The 15,610-nt window shown below is 73.5% G+C and carries 13 protein-coding genes and 2 pseudogenes; 5 read left to right on the top strand and 10 right to left on the bottom strand.

The annotated features are described in order from the left end of the window. Positions 1 to 25 precede the first annotated feature (25 nt). The 4 genes and pseudogenes from A8W25_RS11545 to A8W25_RS11530 form a co-directional block, all read right to left on the bottom strand. A pseudogene (locus A8W25_RS11545) lies at positions 26 to 860 on the bottom strand (AAA domain-containing protein); the annotation flags it as partial. Next, entirely contained in the window at positions 857 to 2,443 is a 1,587-nt protein-coding gene (locus A8W25_RS11540; protein WP_067159383.1) for a hypothetical protein, read from the bottom strand. The pseudogene A8W25_RS11545 and the gene A8W25_RS11540, both read right to left, overlap by 4 nt. Then, complete coding sequence (locus A8W25_RS11535) at positions 2,434 to 3,609, bottom strand: hypothetical protein (protein WP_067159380.1); 1,176 nt, start codon at positions 3,607 to 3,609, stop codon at positions 2,434 to 2,436. Before A8W25_RS11535 ends, A8W25_RS11540 begins: the two co-directional genes overlap by 10 nt. Further along, the gene (locus A8W25_RS11530; protein ID WP_067159377.1) at positions 3,530 to 4,411 is read right to left on the bottom strand and encodes a phosphatase PAP2 family protein; all 882 of its coding nucleotides are present in this window, start codon (positions 4,409 to 4,411) and stop codon (positions 3,530 to 3,532) included. The genes A8W25_RS11535 and A8W25_RS11530 overlap by 80 nt, the downstream gene beginning before the upstream one ends. A gap of 193 nt (positions 4,412 to 4,604) precedes the next feature. Here A8W25_RS11530 and A8W25_RS11525 point away from each other — a divergent pair, with 193 nt between their 5' ends. Beyond that, entirely contained in the window at positions 4,605 to 5,210 is a 606-nt protein-coding gene (locus tag A8W25_RS11525; protein WP_067159374.1) for a histidine phosphatase family protein, read from the top strand. 28 nt (positions 5,211 to 5,238) lie between these two features. On the opposite strand, the gene A8W25_RS11520 is transcribed toward A8W25_RS11525, so the two are convergent. Beyond that, positions 5,239 to 6,687: a transcriptional regulator gene (locus A8W25_RS11520; protein WP_067159371.1), complete on the bottom strand. Its 1,449-nt coding sequence runs from the start codon at positions 6,685 to 6,687 to the stop codon at positions 5,239 to 5,241. Positions 6,688 to 6,917: 230 nt separating this feature from the next. On the opposite strand from A8W25_RS11520, the gene A8W25_RS11515 reads away from it, so the two are divergent. Further along, on the top strand, positions 6,918 to 7,370 hold the full coding sequence (locus tag A8W25_RS11515; RefSeq protein ID WP_079125967.1) for a hypothetical protein: 453 nt from the start codon (positions 6,918 to 6,920) through the stop codon (positions 7,368 to 7,370). Between the two features lie 7 nt (positions 7,371 to 7,377). Further along, positions 7,378 to 8,292 (top strand): spermidine synthase, encoded by a 915-nt coding sequence (locus tag A8W25_RS11510; RefSeq protein ID WP_067159369.1) that lies wholly within the window; start codon positions 7,378 to 7,380, stop codon positions 8,290 to 8,292. Between the two features lie 13 nt (positions 8,293 to 8,305). Here A8W25_RS11510 and A8W25_RS35695 read toward each other — a convergent pair whose 3' ends face one another. Further along, a complete protein-coding gene (locus tag A8W25_RS35695; RefSeq protein ID WP_079126040.1) occupies positions 8,306 to 8,848 on the bottom strand; it encodes a hypothetical protein in 543 nt (180 codons plus the stop codon). 110 nt (positions 8,849 to 8,958) lie between these two features. Here A8W25_RS35695 and A8W25_RS11500 point away from each other — a divergent pair, with 110 nt between their 5' ends. Both A8W25_RS11500 and A8W25_RS11495 read left to right on the top strand, forming a co-directional pair. Beyond that, on the top strand, positions 8,959 to 9,660 hold the full coding sequence (locus A8W25_RS11500; protein WP_079125966.1) for a response regulator transcription factor: 702 nt from the start codon (positions 8,959 to 8,961) through the stop codon (positions 9,658 to 9,660). Continuing rightward, the gene (locus tag A8W25_RS11495; protein WP_079125965.1) at positions 9,657 to 10,994 is read left to right on the top strand and encodes a sensor histidine kinase; all 1,338 of its coding nucleotides are present in this window, start codon (positions 9,657 to 9,659) and stop codon (positions 10,992 to 10,994) included. The genes A8W25_RS11500 and A8W25_RS11495 overlap by 4 nt, the downstream gene beginning before the upstream one ends. Here A8W25_RS11495 and A8W25_RS34835 read toward each other — a convergent pair. The 4 genes and pseudogenes from A8W25_RS34835 to A8W25_RS11475 form a co-directional block, all read right to left on the bottom strand. Beyond that, positions 10,927 to 12,132 (bottom strand): annotated as a pseudogene (locus A8W25_RS34835) (glycoside hydrolase family 1 protein); the annotation flags it as partial. The gene A8W25_RS11495 and the pseudogene A8W25_RS34835 sit on opposite strands and share 68 nt — an antisense overlap. A 59-nt stretch (positions 12,133 to 12,191) precedes the next feature. Beyond that, complete coding sequence (locus A8W25_RS11485; RefSeq protein ID WP_067159359.1) at positions 12,192 to 13,094, bottom strand: carbohydrate ABC transporter permease; 903 nt, start codon at positions 13,092 to 13,094, stop codon at positions 12,192 to 12,194. Then, on the bottom strand, positions 13,091 to 14,149 hold the full coding sequence (locus A8W25_RS11480) for a carbohydrate ABC transporter permease (RefSeq protein ID WP_067159357.1): 1,059 nt from the start codon (positions 14,147 to 14,149) through the stop codon (positions 13,091 to 13,093). Before A8W25_RS11480 ends, A8W25_RS11485 begins: the two co-directional genes overlap by 4 nt. Positions 14,150 to 14,151: 2 nt before the next feature. Continuing rightward, positions 14,152 to 15,513 carry an extracellular solute-binding protein gene (locus A8W25_RS11475; protein WP_067159354.1) on the bottom strand — a complete coding sequence of 454 codons (1,362 nt, stop codon included), beginning with the start codon at positions 15,511 to 15,513 and terminating at the stop codon, positions 14,152 to 14,154. Positions 15,514 to 15,610: the final 97 nt, after the last annotated feature.

The raw sequence follows: 15,610 nt of genomic DNA, 5'->3' as shown, positions 1-15,610 counted from the left end.
CAACGCGGGCTGGCAGCGGCCGGACGCGCGGCCGGCAGCTCAAGCAGGGCCCAGCCCGCCTCGGCCGCCTCGTCCAGCGCCCGGTCCGGCGCCGAGCCGTCGGACGGCACGCCGAAGGAGAGCCGCCGGTCGCCGTGGTCCGTACCGCTGCGGAACGGTGTGTACGGGTAGAACGCGTCGGAGACCAGCGGCGCCGCCGACGCCGGAAGGCGCCAGGAGACGGGCAGCCGGTGCTGCGGCAGCTCGGGGTTGTGGGCCAGCAGCGTCGTCACCGCGCTCGCCGACGGGTCGTAGGAGAGCCCCGCCCACTGCTCGGACTCGGCGATCGCGAACGGGTCCAGCTGGCCCGGGTCGCCCACGAACAGCGCCCGCTCGAACAGCCCGGCCACGGCGAGCAGCGCGTCCGAGCGCATCTGGTACGCCTCGTCGACGATCGCGTGCGCCCACGGCTCGACGTCCTTGACGTGCGCCCACTTCGCGGCCGTCGAAATCACCACGTCCAGGCCCGCCAGATCACCGGCCTTCGACGACTTGCGTACCTGGGCGAGGTCGTCCAGGGCCTTGTCGTACGGGTCGGCGTCGCTGCTGTGCAGCCGGCCCACCGGCAGCTCCGGCTCCTTCTCGGCCAGCCGCAGGACCAGGTCGTCGACCTGGGCGTTGGTCTGCGCCACCACCATCAACGGGCGCCCGGCGGCGGCCAGTTCCAGCGCCGCGCGCACCACGAGCGTCGACTTCCCGGCGCCCGGCGGCGAGTCCACGACGACGCCCCGCGCCTCGGAGTGCAGCGTGTGACGAAGGATCTTCCCGGTGGCCTCGGCGGCCGCCGCGCCCGGGTCGAAGCCGCGCTCGCCAGGGGTCACAGCACGTCCTCCGAGGTGAGCGGGTCGGGATGGTCGGCGGCCGTGCCCGGCGGGCCGCCGTGGGTCCACGGGGTGGCTTCCGGGTCCGGCAGCTTCGGGCCGCCGCGCTGGTCGTGCTCGAAGAGCGTCCAGCACACCCGGTCGCCCTTCTCCGGCACCGAGCCGGGCGCCGGGTCCTTGCCGCGGCCCATCTTGTCGAGCAGCCGCAGCACGAGCGAGCCGTCCGCCTCGTACCCCACGAACTGGGCCGACTGGGGTTTGCCGTCCAGCGAGCGGAACACCTTCGCCCGCTCGGCCAGGTGCGGGGCGTCGTCGGTGCGGACGGTGAGCAGCGGGCGCGGGCTCGGCCGCTTCGACTCCGAGAAGGCCATCACCACATCGACGACCTCGCCCGCGAACGCCTCTCCGGCGAGCCGCCGCCCGGCCATCACCAGCGGGTCGTCCAGCGCCTCCTGTGCCTCCAGCTGCGCCTGCGCGCTCTCGCGGGAGGCGAGCTTGGCCGCCGCCGTCACCGCGTCGTCGCGGCGCGGCTGCGGCGGCTCACCGGCCCGCACCCGGTCGCGGTGGGCCGTGAACGACCAGCGGTCCCGGGTCCAGCGGTCCACCGCGCGCGGCGCCGCGGGCAGCTCCCGCAGCAGGTCGAGGGAGCGCCACACCGCCTCCCAGGTGGGCCGCAGCTGGCCGCCGACCAGCCGGCGGATCTCCTGCTCGGCCCGGGTCAGCTCGGCCAGGCGCGCGTCGGCCGCCTCGCCGTCCTGCGCCGCGTACAGCGACTGGCGGGCGCGGTCGTAGCGGTCGATCGCCGGGGCGAGCAGCTTGTTGTCGAAGGCCGGGTCCGTGGCGGGACCGGCCGGGGGGCACAGCAGCTGTCCGTCCCGGTCCCGGGCGAGCTCGGCCCGCAGGGCCGCCTCGGCGCCCGTGGCGCCCTCGGGCGGGTCGATCCAGGCGAGCAGCGCCCCCAGGTGCTGGTCCTCCAGGCTGGACTGGCCGGTCGCCCAGTGCCTGCCGAGCAGGTCGGTGGCGGCGAGCAGCAGCGCGGAGCCGGGGACGCGGGCACGCTCCCCGTAGTGCGTCAGCCAGCGGCCGAGCAGCGGGACGCGCGGCGGCGCGGGGTGCGGGGTGTCCGGGTCCTGCTCGGCGGTCCGGCGAAAGCGCATGGACCGGCCGAGGAGCCGTACGAACTCGATGGCGGCCCGGCCCGGCACCACGATCTGCGGGGCGTCGGCGCACAGCTCGACCTCGACCTTGACCTTCTTGCCGGACTCCGGGTCGGTCTCGCTGCGCTCGGCCGCCTCCACGTCGTCCGCGTACGCCTCCAGATGCGGCAGTACGGCGTCGGCCAGCTCGGCGAGGAAGGCGAACCGCAGCTCGCGGTCGCGCGGCTGCGGCACGACGAGCAGGCGCGGCGCCTCGCGGTCGGTGCCGACGAGCGCCCCGAGCGGCGCCCCGGCCTCTCCGGAGGTGGTCAGCGGGACGAGGACGAGCGGGCGCTCCGACAGGTGGCGGTGGCGCACGGTGGCCAGCGGCGCGGCGCGCCCGGCCTCGACGGCCTCAAGGCGGGCCAGGGTGGTGATCAGCGACATACGGCGCCTCCCGCGGCCGCGCCTTCCAGCGCCTGCGCCCGCAGGACGGCGGCCCTGCGCAGTGCGGCCACCGCCGGGTCGGCCGCATCGCCGGCGCGCCCGCGCGCGGCGTCGAGGACCGCGCCGACGCTGGTCAGACCGCCCAGCTCGGCCCGCAGGCCCCGGCCGAGCGCTGTCACCGCGTCCATGGAGCGGGCCCGGTCGCGGCAGTGGAAGGCCAGCTCGCAGGCGGCCAGGCACTCCGGTGCGTACGTCGCCGGGACCGACTCGACCGTGTCGGTCAGCTCGGGGGCCGACCGGTCGAGCGCGAAGCTGGCGCCCGGTAGCAGGGCGTCGGCGATCTCCTCGATCCGGGTGAGCCGGGCCAGCTGGCGCCGGGTCACCGACAGCTGCTTGCGCACGTCGACGAGGGAGGCGGTCGGCAGGTTGGAGAAGTCCTTGGGACAGACGAGGAGCACGGAGTGCGCTACGCGGTCGGCGGGGCCGGGGGCGCCGCCCATCAGCCCCGCCACCCGCTCCAGGGCCAGGACGTACACCGCCGCCTGGCGGGCCGCGGCGCCCACCTTCGACGGGTCGGCCGCCGCGTCGATCATCGGGAAGGACTTGATCTCGACGACCGTCCACCGGCCGTCGGGGGCGACCACCACCGCGTCCGGCTCCAGATAGGCGGGGGAGCCCGCCACCTCCAGGGCCAGCATCGGGTGGTCCAGGAGCGTCCAGCCGCCGGACGCCGTGGCCTCCCGCAGGGCGAGCGCGGTGCGGGCGGCGCGGCCTTCGGGACCGGCCGCGGCCAGGTCGGGGACGGCCGCGTCCTCGGGCGCCTCGCCGCCGGTGTGCTCGTGCAGCAGGCGCAGCAGTTCCGTACCGCCGTCGGACTTCACCCGGGCCTCGAAGGTGTTGCCGCGGGCGATGGCGAACTGGGACTGGCCGAACGCCGCCGACGAGGAGCCCAGCGCCTCGGCCAGCGCGCCCTTGTCGACGCCCGCCCCGTCGAGCAGCGCGCGTCGGCGGCAGCCCGGGTTGGCGGCCAGGGCCGCCAGCGCCCGCGCGTCCAGCGGGCGCGGGACGGCCGTGGGTCCGCGCAGCTCAGCGAGCCGCTGACGGATGGCTGCCGTCCGCTCCCGCGGTGGAGTCGTCGGACGTGCGCTGCCCTGGGATTCGCTCACCCGTGGAAGTCTTCCATCCGGCACTGACAATCGGGGCCCGTGCGCCGAACGAGCCGGGTGCGACGCGGGCGCGCACCGCGTTCGCGAGCCGCATCGCGGGCCGCGAGAGCAGCAGGCCCAGGCCCATCACGGCCGCGCCGGCGACCGCGTCGAGGAGATAGTGGTTGGCGGTGCCCATCACCACGAACGTGATGGTCAGCGGGTACAGCACGCCCAGCACACGGGTCAGGCGGCTGCCGCCGAACCGCCACAGCATCACACCGCACCACAGCGCCCAGCCCACGTGCAGGCTCGGCATCGCGGCGTACTGGTTGGTCATTCCGCCCATGCCGCGCGGCGCGCTGGCTTCGCCGCCCCACCAGCCGTACGAGCTGTACTGCGCCATCGTGTCGACGAACCCGTAGGAGGAGTCGAGCAGGCGCGGCGGGCAGGTCGGCAGCAGCGAGAAGCCGATCAGGCCCATCAGGGTGGAGAGCATCAGCCAGGTGCGGGCCGCGCGGTACTGCACCGGGCGGCGGCGGAACAGCCACACCAGGATCGCGGGCGTCACCAGGTAGTGCAGTGACGCGTAGGCGAAGTCGGCGGGTATGCCGAGCGACGGGGTGCGGGTGAAGAGCCGGTTGAGCGGGTGCTCCGCGTTGATGTGCAGGTACTTCTCTATGCGCAGGATCGCCAGGCCGTGATCCACTGCCTGCGACTCGCTGCCGCTCACCAGGAGGCGGCCCGCCGAATAGGCGGCATAGACGATGGCGATGAGCGGCAGCTCGGTCCACCAGCGGGGCCGAGGCGCGGGGTGCTGCATCTCCGGACCCTCTCCATCTTCTCTTCAGGGCCCCGTCGGGCCCCGTTCAGGTGTTCAACCGTACGGTGGTCGTGAGGGCGCTTGTGCACCCACCCCCGAAGGACGCGGGAGAGGGCTTCGAGGGTGCGCGATGATGGAGGTGAACCTCCGCCGAACCCTCGGCATTCTGCACGCGCCCCGGGAGTGACCTGATATGCCAGCCGCCGAACCGCGCATCCTGCTCGCCCGGCACGGGCAGACCGAGTGGTCGCTCGCCGGCAAGCACACCGGCCGTACCGACATCCCGCTCCTCGAAGAGGGCCGCCGGGGGGCGAAGCTGCTCGGCGAGCGGCTGCACCGGGCGCCGTGGGACGGGCTCGCGGACGTCGAGGTCCGCACGAGTCCGCTGCTGCGCGCGCGTGAGACGTGCGACCTGGCGGGGTTCGGCGAGCGGGCGACCGACTGGGACGCGCTGATGGAGTTCGACTACGGGGCGTACGAGGGGCTCACCCCGCCCCAGATCAAGGCGGGCCGGCCCGACTGGTTCATCTGGCGCGACGGGGTCGAGGGCGGCGAGACGCTGGCCCAGGTCTCGGACCGGGCGGACGAGGTCGTCGAGTGGGCGCGCTCGGCCGGGCGGGACGTGCTGGTCTTCGCGCACGGGCACATCCTGCGGTCGATCGCGGCACGCTGGCTCGGCGAGCCGATCGGCTTCGCGGCCCGCATCAAGCTCGACCCGACGTCGCTGTCGGTACTGGGCTGGGCGTACGGGGCGCCGGCGGTCGAGCGGTGGAACGACACGGGCCACCTGGAGGTGTGACCTCCGCTCGCCGGGGCTCCGGCGAGGTCTACACCGTCGCCCTCCGGTCCAAGAACGTCGCCACCTCCGGGCACGTCGCGTGGGGGGCCAGGATGCGGGCCGTGTCGGCCAGCATGGCCTGGATTCGGGTGGACTGGACCTCGGGGAGGAGGTCGAGGACCTGGTGGCCGGCCGCCGCCGACTCCGTGGGGGCGCCCGCTCGGGCCAGGTCGTCGGCCAGTTCCGCGCGGTAGAGGGCCAGGTTGCGGGCGAAGTGCGGGTCCTGGAGGCAGGCCGCGCGGTGGGCGTGGCGGGAGGCGCGGGGCCAGTCGCCGAGAGCCGACCAGCACTGCGCCTCCAGCATCTCCAGCTCGGCCTCGACGAAGAAGGTCATCCACTCCGGGTCCCGCTCGGCCGGGCCGCGCCCGAACAGCGCGTGCGCCCGGGCCAGCGACTGCTCGCACGCCCCCCGGTCCCCGAGCCCGGCCCAGCCGCCCGCCTCCCGCAGGCTGAGCAGGGAGAGGAGCCGCGGGGAGCCGAGGCGGCGGGCAGCGCGGCCGCCCGCCTGTGCGGCGCGCAGCGCCTCGCGCGGCCGCCCCGCGTCCCTGGCCAGGAACGACATATTGCAGAAAGCATGCGCCTCAAGGGCCGGGTCGCCCGCGAGACGGGCCGTCGCGAGCGCCTCCGCGTAGTGCGAGCGGGCCTCCTCGTAGTGGCCCGAGTCATGGGCGAGCCAGCCCACCGAGATGGCGAGCTCACCCGCGCCGGCGTGCAGCCGGTCGGCCGTGGAGCGGCGCGCGATGCCCGCGTCGAGCAGCGCGTACGCGGTGCGCAGCGGCTGGGCGGCCCTGCGGTACAGCCCGTTCGCGCCGTGCCGGTCATCGAGCAGCCGGATCCGCCGCACCGCCTCCTCGACCGCGCCCACCTCGGCCTCGCCGACCCGCCGTACCGGCTGGCGTACGCAGTCGTGGGGCGCGGCCGCCGCGTACTCGGGGAGCAGCCCCAGGGAGACGGCCGCCAGGGTGGCGGAGCCGCCGGTCATGAATGCGCGACGCAGCACGTCGCTCTCCTCGTCGTTACGTTCAATCTCGTGGTCGGTGGTGCTGGTGCCGCGGTGGTGTTCCGGGTGCTCCGGATGCGTCGCGTACGCAGGGGGCGCACCACACCCCGCACGCGCCCCCCGGCCCCGTACAGCCTCACGGGACGAGAACCCCATGTCCGCCAGCGTCAAACCCGGGAACATGTGCCGGAAGACGCGCTCGTACGCGTAGTTGGGGCAGCGGATCTCGCCGGCCTCCACGCGTCCGACGTACCGCGCGTCGCAGGCCACCTGCTCGCCGATCTCGCGCGCCGCCCTGCGGACCGCCGCCGCGAACTCGCCGGGCGAGCGCTGCCCCCGAAGCTCCCGGAACGCGGTGTTGGGGCCCTTGGCGGGACCGCGCTCGGGGGTCCGTGCGGCAAAGTTCGCTCCGGCACTGGGATCCGTTGACGTCGCCATGGCTCAGCAGCTCTCTTTGGCGGGGTGGTGCGGAGGAAGAACGTACCGGCAACATCGGCTCCGACAACCGAAGTTTGGCTACAAAAGGGATATCTCACCCGCGATCTGCTATGAACTGCCATCCTTTGCGGCGGCGTACCGCCGTAGCCGTTGACAGGGACCCGCGTTGAACCATGCGGATACCGCCAACCCGTGAAAACCACGTGGGGGTTGCCTTGTTGGAGGCCGGCATGGACATCAATGGCACCGGGACGACCACGACGACAGCGCGGCACCGGCCCACCCGGGACGTCAGCGGACCGCCGGGCGGCGAAGAGCCCTGCGACCTCGTCACCGTGCCCGCGCGCCAGGGCCTGGAGGCGGTGGACATCCTGCGCCGCGCCGTCGCCCCGGCGGCCGTGGGCCCGGTGCTGCACGACGGCGCCTGCGACACCCTGGGCTTCCTGGTGCCGCCCGGCACCGCCGCCGCCTGGGACGTGCCGGGCAGCGCCTGCACCGAGACCAGCGGGCGCGGCCTGCGCATCCCGGGGCTGCCCGCCGAGCCGCCGGTCTCCGGCGGCGGCTGGCTGCTGCCGCCGGACGCGGTGGCGGTCACCGACCCCGCCGTGCTGCGCGTCGCGCTCGGCGAGGCGGCCCGGCTCATCGAGGCCGCGGACGGCATCACCGAGGCAGGCGGCCGATAATGGTCGGATGGCGGCACGAAGCGGTACGAAGAACACGGCGAAGGGCGGGGCGAAGGCCGCGCCGGGCGGGCGGCGCGGCCGCCCGGCCGCCCCGCAGGCCCTCGTGGAGCCGGTCGACGGCGGTCTCGCCGAGCTGATACCGGACCGGGACCGCCCGCACGGCTGGACCCTGCTGCTCGACGGCGCCCCCCAGTCCCATGTCGACCTGGACGCGCCGGAGCGGCTCACCTTCGAGTACCAGCGCCGCCTCGGCCACGTCATCGACCTCGCCGCCGAGCCGGGCCGCCCCCTCCAGGTGCTGCACCTGGGCGGCGGCGCCCTCACCCTCGCCCGGTACACGGCCGCCACCCGCCCCCGCTCCACCCAGCAGGTCGTCGAGGTCGACGCGGCCCTGGTGAGCCTGGTCCGCCGTGAGCTGCCGCTCGATCCGCAGGCCCGGATACGGGTGCGCGCCCTGGACGCGCGCGAAGGGCTCGCCAAGCTCCCGGACGCCTGGGCCGACCTGGTAGTCGCCGACGTCTTCAGCGGCGCCCGCACCCCCGCCCATCTGACCAGCACCGAGTTCCTGGGCGAGGTGCGCCGGGTGCTGCGGCCGGGCGGGATCTACGCGGCCAACCTCGCCGACGGGCCGCCGCTGGCGCATCTGCGCGGCCAGATAGCCACCGCCGCCGAGCTCTTCCCGGAGCTGGCGCTCGCCGCCGACCCGACCGTGTGGCGCGGCAAGCGGTTCGGCAACGCGGTGCTGCTCGCCTCGGACGTGCCGCTGCCGGTGGCCGAGTTCACCCGCCGCATCGCGGGCGACCCGCACCCCGGGCGCGTCGAACACGGCCGTGCGCTGGCCGACTTCACGGGCGGGGCGGCCCCGGTGACGGACGCGACCGCCAAGCCGTCCCCCGTACCGCCACCTGCGGTGTTCCGGTAGGCGGACCGGCCGGTCAGCCCCGGTCGTCCAGCTCCACGGTGGGCGCGTGGTCGTACCAGGTGCAGAAGACCGACACCTCGCGCGTGCCCTTGCTGAAGGTGACCCGGATCCAGGTCGGCTGCTTCCACACCTGCATCTGCCAGCCGGTGTCCGGCGTCGCCGTCACCAGCTCGGCCGACGCGCTGCCGATGTCGAAGACGACCCGGCCGCCGGCGACGTTGTAGCCCTTCACGTTCCCCGAGGAGCGGGCGGAAGGGGAGGTGGACGGCCCGGTGGGGGAGTGGCTCCCGGACGGCTTCCCGTCCACCGGCTTCGAGGGCGTACGGGACGGGCCTGCCGGTCCGGACGGCGACGGCGAGTCCTTCGGCCGCCGTGTCGAGGAGGCTAGCGGCCGCACCGCGCCCTGGGTGGTGTGCCCGTCGCCGGTGAGCGGCACCGCGCGCGGAGGGTCGTACGCCGTCCCGGCCATCACCGTGTGGACGCCCCACCAGGAGAGCGTGACCGCGGCCCCGGTGGCCAGCGACCAGGCGCAGACGTGAACGATTCCTCGGTGCATCGGGGTCATATCGGGGGCCATACTGCCCCACGCGCCCCACACGTGTCCTCTCCCGCCCGGTCCCGTCCCAGCCGGGACCGGTGTACTCCGGATGGCGTACGGTGCCGCCCATGGCAAGTGTGCTCGTGGTCGAGGACGACCAGTTCGTTCGCTCCGCCCTCATCCGCCACCTCACCGAGGCCTCCCACACGGTACGGAGCGTCGGCACGGCCCTAGAGGCGCTGCGCGAGGTGGCCCATTTCCGCTTCGACGTGGTCGTCCTCGACCTCGGACTGCCCGATCTCGACGGGGCCGAGGCGCTGAAGATGCTGCGCGGCATCACCGACGTACCGGTGATCATCGCTACCGCGCGGGACGACGAGACGGAGATCGTCCGGCTGCTCAACGACGGCGCCGACGACTATCTGGTCAAGCCGTTCTCGGTGGAGCACCTCTCCGCCCGGATGACGGCCGTGCTGCGCCGGGCGCGGGCCGCCGGGGCCGAGCCGCCGCCGACGCTGATCCGGGTCGGCGGGCTCTCCATCGATCCGCTGCGGCGCCAGGCCGAACTCGACGGGCTGCGGCTCGATCTGACCCGCCGCGAGTTCGATCTGCTGGCGTTCCTCGCCGGGCGGCCCGGTGTGGTCGTGCCGCGCAAGGAGCTGCTGGCCGAGGTGTGGCAGCAGTCCTACGGCGACGACCAGACCATCGACGTCCATCTGTCCTGGCTGCGCCGCAAGCTCGGCGAGACGGCCGCGCAGCCGCGCTATCTGCACACCCTGCGCGGAGTGGGCGTGAAGCTGGAGCCGCCGAGGGCGGAGACCGGCCGATGAGATGGGCGCTGGTGAAGGTCGCGGTCGCCGTCACCCTGATGGTGGTGCTCGCCTTCGCCGTACCCCTGGGCCTGGTCATCAAGGAGATGGCGCGCGACCGCGCCTTCTCCAACGCCGAGCGCCAGGCCGCCGCGATCGGCCCGACCCTGTCGATCACCACCGACCGCGACGCCCTGGAGCGGGCCCTCGCCTCCACCCAGGCGGGCGCGGCGGGCCGGATGGCCGTGCACATCCCGGCGGCGCCGGGCGGCACACCCGTCGAGATAGGTCACCGACGGGCCCCGCGGAAGGACCTGGACGCGACGCGGAAGGTGGTCCGCGCGTACATCTCCGGTGTCCCCGGCGGCTCCACGCTCCTCCAGCCGACCGCGCTGAGCTCCGGCGAGATCGCGATCGTCGAGGTGTACGTGCCCGAGGCCGAGGTCACCAACGGCGTGGCCACGGCGTGGCTGGTCCTCGCGGGCGTGGGCATCGCCCTGGTCATCGGCTCGGTGGCGGTCGCGGACCGCCTGGGCGTACGGATGGTCCGCCCCGCCCAGCGGCTGGCCGGGGCGGCGCACGACCTGGGCGAGGGGAAGCTGGGGGCGCGGGTGCCGGAGGAGGGTCCGGCGGAACTGCGCTCGGCGGCGGTGGCGTTCAACTCGATGGCCGACCAGGTGGTCCAGCTCCTGGCGAACGAGCGCGAACTGGCGGCGGACCTCTCCCACCGCCTCCGTACCCCTCTCACCGTGCTGCGCCTCAACGCCGCCTCCCTGGGCGACGGACCGGCCGCCGAGCAGACGCGGGCGGCCGTCGAGCAGCTGGAGCGCGAGGTCGACACGATCATCCGTACGGCGCGGGAGGCCAAGCCGCAGACCCAGCCGGCCGGGGCGGGCGCCGGGTGCGACGCGTCCGAGGTCATCCGGGAGCGGATGGGGTTCTGGTCGGCGCTGGCGGAGGACGAGGGCCGGGAGGTACGGCTCGCGGGCGTCGACCGCCCGGTCCGCATCCCGGTCGCCCGGCCCGAACTGGCCGCCGCGCTCGACGCGATGCTCGGGAACGTCTTCCGGCACACGCCGGAGGGGACGGCGTTCGCGGTGGACGTCCACAACGGGGAGGACGCGGTGATCGTCCTCGTCTCGGACGCGGGGCCCGGGATCGCCGATCCGCGGGCGGCGCTGGCCCGGGGGTCCAGCGGTGGGGGCTCTACGGGGCTCGGGCTGGACCATCCGCCCCGTCCCGCATCGCCCGCCGCACCGCCGCGAGGTGGCCGTGCAGATAGCGGATGCGGTCCGGGTCGTGCACCGAGCCGTCGGGGGCGGGCTTGTCGTCGTACGCCGCCCCGTTCTCCGTGATCATCAGCGGTACGCCGGGCGCCTCCCGGGTGTAGCGCATCAGCAGGTCGTACATGCCGGTCGGGTCGATCGACCAGTCCATCGCGGTCAGCTCGCCCGGCGGCTGGTGGAAGACGACGGAACCGGCGCCGGGCCACGGCGAGTGCGCGCTCTGGCCGTGGCCGTCGGGGCGGGGAACTCGCAGGTCAGGGCCGTCGCCGGGGCGATTGTCAGTGGCGGCGGATACAACTGAGGGTGCGTAGTAGTTGATGCCCAGCAGATCGAGGGGGTGCTTGGTGGTGCTCAGATCGCCGTCGTGGACGAACGACCAGTCGGTGAGCCGCGCGGTGTCCCGCAGCAGGTCGTCGTCGTACGCACCCCTGAACAGCGGCCCCGTGAACACCCGGTTGGCGAGCGCGTCGATCCGCCGCCGCGCGTCCAGGTCGGCGGGCGACTGGCTGTGGGCCCTGACCGCGCTCGGATTGAGACTGATCGCCAGCCTGGCGGCCTTCGGGAGCGTGGCGCGCAGGGTCTGGGCGGCCAGCCCATGGCCCAGGTTGAGGTGGTGCGCGGCCCGCAGCGCGGCCACCGGATCGGTGCGGCCGGGCGCGTGGACGCCCGATCCGTATCCCAGAAAGGCACTGCACCAGGGCTCGTTGAGGGTGGTCCACATATCCACCCGGTCGCCGAGGGCCTCGGCGACGAGCCCCGCGTAGTCCGCGAACCGGTGGGCGGTGTCCCGCTCGGGCCAGCCGCCCGCGGACTCCAACTCCTGTGGCAGATCCCAGTGGTAGAGCGTGAGGGAGGGCCGGATGCCCTGCTCCAGGAGCCCGTCCACCAGCGCCCGGTAGAAGTCGAGCCCGCGCTGTACGGCGGGGCCGCGCCCGGTCGGCTGCACCCGCGACCAGGACACCGAGAAGCGGTACGCGTTGAGGTTCAGGTCCGCCATCAGCCGGACGTCGTCCCGCCAGCGGTGGTAGTGGTCGACGGCGATGTCCCCGCTGTCCCCGCCGGACACCTTCCCCGGCGTACGGCAGAAGGTGTCCCAGATGGACGGCGTACGGCCGCCCTCGGCGACCGCGCCCTCGATCTGGTACGCGGAGGTGGCGGCGCCCCAGAGGAAGTCGGGCGGGAAGGTCTCGGCTGCGGAGTCGGACATGGAGGCGCTCCCATCGTGACGGTACGGAAGGAGGTTGCTGTCGGGCGCGTGATCGCTGGTCACCCCTTCACCGCGCCCTGCATGATCCCGCCCACGATCTGCCGCCCGAACAGCACGAACACCAGCAGCAGGGGGAGGGTGCCGAGCAGGGCGCCGGCCATGATGACCGACTGGTCGGGGATGTACCCGCGGCCGAGTCCGGTGAGCGCCACCTGGACCGTGGGGCTGCCGTTCTGGGTCAGCGCGATGATCGGCCAGAAGAAGTCGTTCCAGGCCATCACGAACGTCAGCATGCCCAGGACGGCCATCGCGGGCCGGGCGGCCGGGAAGACCACGTGCCACACCACCCGCCAGCTGCTGGCGCCGTCGACCCGGGCGGCCTCGATCAGCTCGGTGGGCAGCGCCTCGACGAGGAACTGCCGCATGAAGAACACCCCGAAGGCGCTGACCAGGGTCGGCAGGATGACCGCCTGGAGCTGGTCGGTCCAGGACAGCTCGGCCACCATCATGTAGAGCGGGACGACGCTGAGCTGCGGCGGGATCATCATCGTGCCGATCACGAGCAGCAGCAGCACGTTCTTGAAGCGGAACCGCAGCTTGGCGAAGGCGAACCCGGCGAGCGTGGAGAAGAACACCGTGCCGAGCGCGATCGAGCCCGCCACGATCGTGGTGTTCAGCAGGGCCGTGCCCATGTTGGCGTCGGTCCAGGCGATCTTCAGGTTCTTGAAGAGGTTCCCGCCGAACCAGAAGGGCGGGGGAGTCTGGGCGAGGCGCTCGTTGTTGCGGGAGGCGGCGATCGCCGTCCACACCAGCGGGAAGAGCGAGCCGGCGGTGAAGAGGATCAGGATCGTGTACGTCAGACGTCCGCCGTGCAGTTGGCGCCCGGCGCGGTGGACGGACCGACGGGAGGAGCGGGCGGCGCCGCGCTCCGGGACGGCCGGGGCCGTCGTCTTGGCGTTCATGTCGTCTCCTTGCGCAGGGCGCGTGAGACCAGCCAGTTCACCGCGCCGATCAGCAGCAGGATCAGGAACATCGCCCAGGCGATCGCGGAGGCCCGGCCGAGATGGAGGTTCACCCAGCCCTGTTCGTACAGATACAGCCCGAGCGTCTGGAACTGGTGGTCGGAGCCGCCGGTGGCCCCGGCGCCGCCGTTGAAGAGCAGCGGCTCGCCGAACAGCTGGGTCGCGCCGATCGTCGACACGACACAGGTGAACAGGATCGTCGGCCGCAGCGAGGGCACGGTGACGTGCCGGAACTGCTGCCAGCGCGAGGCCCCGTCGAGCGCGGCGGACTCGTACAGATCGGGTGGGATGGCCTGCATCGCGGCGAGATAGATCAGCGCGTTGTAGCCGGTCCAGCGCCACACCACGATGGTGGAGACGGCGAACTGCGAGGTCCAGGTGCCGTTCTGCCAGTCGACCGGGCCCCAGCCGAGCTGCCCGAGCGCCCAGTTGACCATGCCGTAGTCGCGCCCGAAGAGGAGCACGAAGACCAGGGTCGCGGCGGCCACGCTGGTGGCGTACGGGGTGAGGACCGCGACCCGGAAGAACATCGAGCCGCGCAGCTTGTAGTTGAGCAGATGCGCGATGCCGAGGGCGATCAGGAGCTGGGGGACGGTGGAGATGAGGCCGATGGTGAAGGTGTTGCGCAGCGCGTTCCAGAAGAACTCGTCCGAGAGCAGCCGGGAGAAGTTGCGCAGCCCGACCCAGTGCATCTCGTTCGGCGCGGTCAGCTCGACCTGGTGCAGCGAGGCCCAGCCCGTGTAGAGGAGCGGGAAGAGCCCGAACGCGGCGAAGAAGAGGAAGAAGGGCGCGACGAAGGCGTACGGGCTCCAGCGCACATCACGCCGGTAGCGCCGGCTGCGGCGCTCCCGCCGCCGCGCCTCGGCGGGGTCGACCGGGCCGACGGCGCCGGCAACGCGGTCCCCGCCCGGGGCGGCCGAGCCCGGGGGGGCCGTGGCCACCACGGCCGGGCCGCCGCCCCCGCCCGGCTCCGCCGCCCCCGTATCGCTCGCCATCCTCACTGGTCCAGCGCGTTGTCGATGGCCTTCACCGCGGCTTCCCAGCCCGCCTGCGGGGACCGGCCCTTCTGGTCGACCTGGAGCATGCCGACGTCGGCGAGGTTCTGCGCGATGATCAGGTCCTTGGGCCCGAGGGCCTGCACCGGGGTGCCCTCGGCGGCCTTGGCGAAGATCTGCCCGATGGGAGCGCCGCCGAAGTAGTCGTGGCGGGCGTTCGCGACGGTGGGCAGGGCGTACGCGGCCTTGGCGCTGGGGAAGCTGCCGCGCTTCTCGAAGAGCGTGGCCTGCTGGGCCGGGGCGGTGAGCCAGGCCGCGAGCTCGGCGGCCTGGGCACGGTGCTTGCCCGCCGACGGGACGACCAGGAACGATCCGCCCCAGTTGGACGGCTTGGGCGCGGCCGCCACATCCCACTTGCCCTTGCCCGCTTCGCCCGCCTTGTCCTGGATGTAGCCGAGCATCCAGGCGGGGCAGGAGACGGTGGCGAAGGTGCCGTTGGCGAAGCCCTGGTCCCAGCTGGGCTGGAACTGCTGCAACTTGGCGGTGAGTCCATGGGTGGCGAACGAGGCCGCCGTGTCCCAGGCCTCCTTCACGGCCGGGTTCGACTTGTAGACGACCTTCCCGTCCGCGTCGTAGTAGCGGGTGGTGCCGCTGCCGGTGATGGCGTTCAGGACGCCGGACGCGGAGTCGACGAAGGCCGCTCCCTTGGGGGCCTTGGCCTTGTAGCGGTCACCGGCGGCCAGGTACTTCTGCCAGTCGCCCGCCCACAGTTTGCCCACGGCCTCCCGGTCGGTGGGCAGCCCGGCCGCGGCGAACAGGTCCTTGCGGTAGCAGATGCCCTGCGGCCCGATGTCGGTGCCGAGGCCGACGGTCTTGGCGTCCTTGGTGGTGGCCTGCCCCCACTTCCAGGGCAGGAAGGCGTCCTTGGAGACGCCTTTCGCCTTGCCGAGGTCCTCCAGGTGGGCCGCCTGGGTGGCGGTGACCTCGGCGATGTTGTTGATCTCGACGGCCTGGATGTCGGCGAGCCCGCTGCCGGAGCCGAGGTGGGTGAGCAGCTGCGGGTAGTAGTTCTCGTTCCGCTCGATCGAGGTCTGCTTGATCTCGATGTCCGGGTGGAGCTTCATATACGCGTCGTAGAGCCCGGCCTCCTTCAGGCCGAAGGCGCCGAAGACGCCGACCGTGAGTGTCGTCTTCGCCCCGCCGCCCCCGCTGCCGCCGGAGGAGGAGCCGGAGCCCGGCGAGGAGTCCTTGCTGTCGCCGTCGTCGGCGCAGCCCGCGAGCAGCCCGGCGCCGAGCACGGAGACGACGGCGAGGGCCGCGAGCCGCCGGGGCGCGCGTGTTCGTGTACGCGTTCTTGTACGCATGGTGATCCTCCAACTGGCTTGCCGTGCAGGATGATTGACGGTCAGTCGTGCAGTGGGGGAAGGTGCGGAAGGTGTACGGGTACGTGGGGGTGGGAGC

It is taken from the genome of Streptomyces sp. ERV7, from assembly GCF_001653515.1.
Classification (GTDB): Bacteria; Actinomycetota; Actinomycetes; order Streptomycetales; family Streptomycetaceae; genus Streptomyces.
The sequence above is the reverse complement of the archived record's forward strand: the minus strand, read 5'-3'. Positions and strand labels throughout refer to the sequence as shown.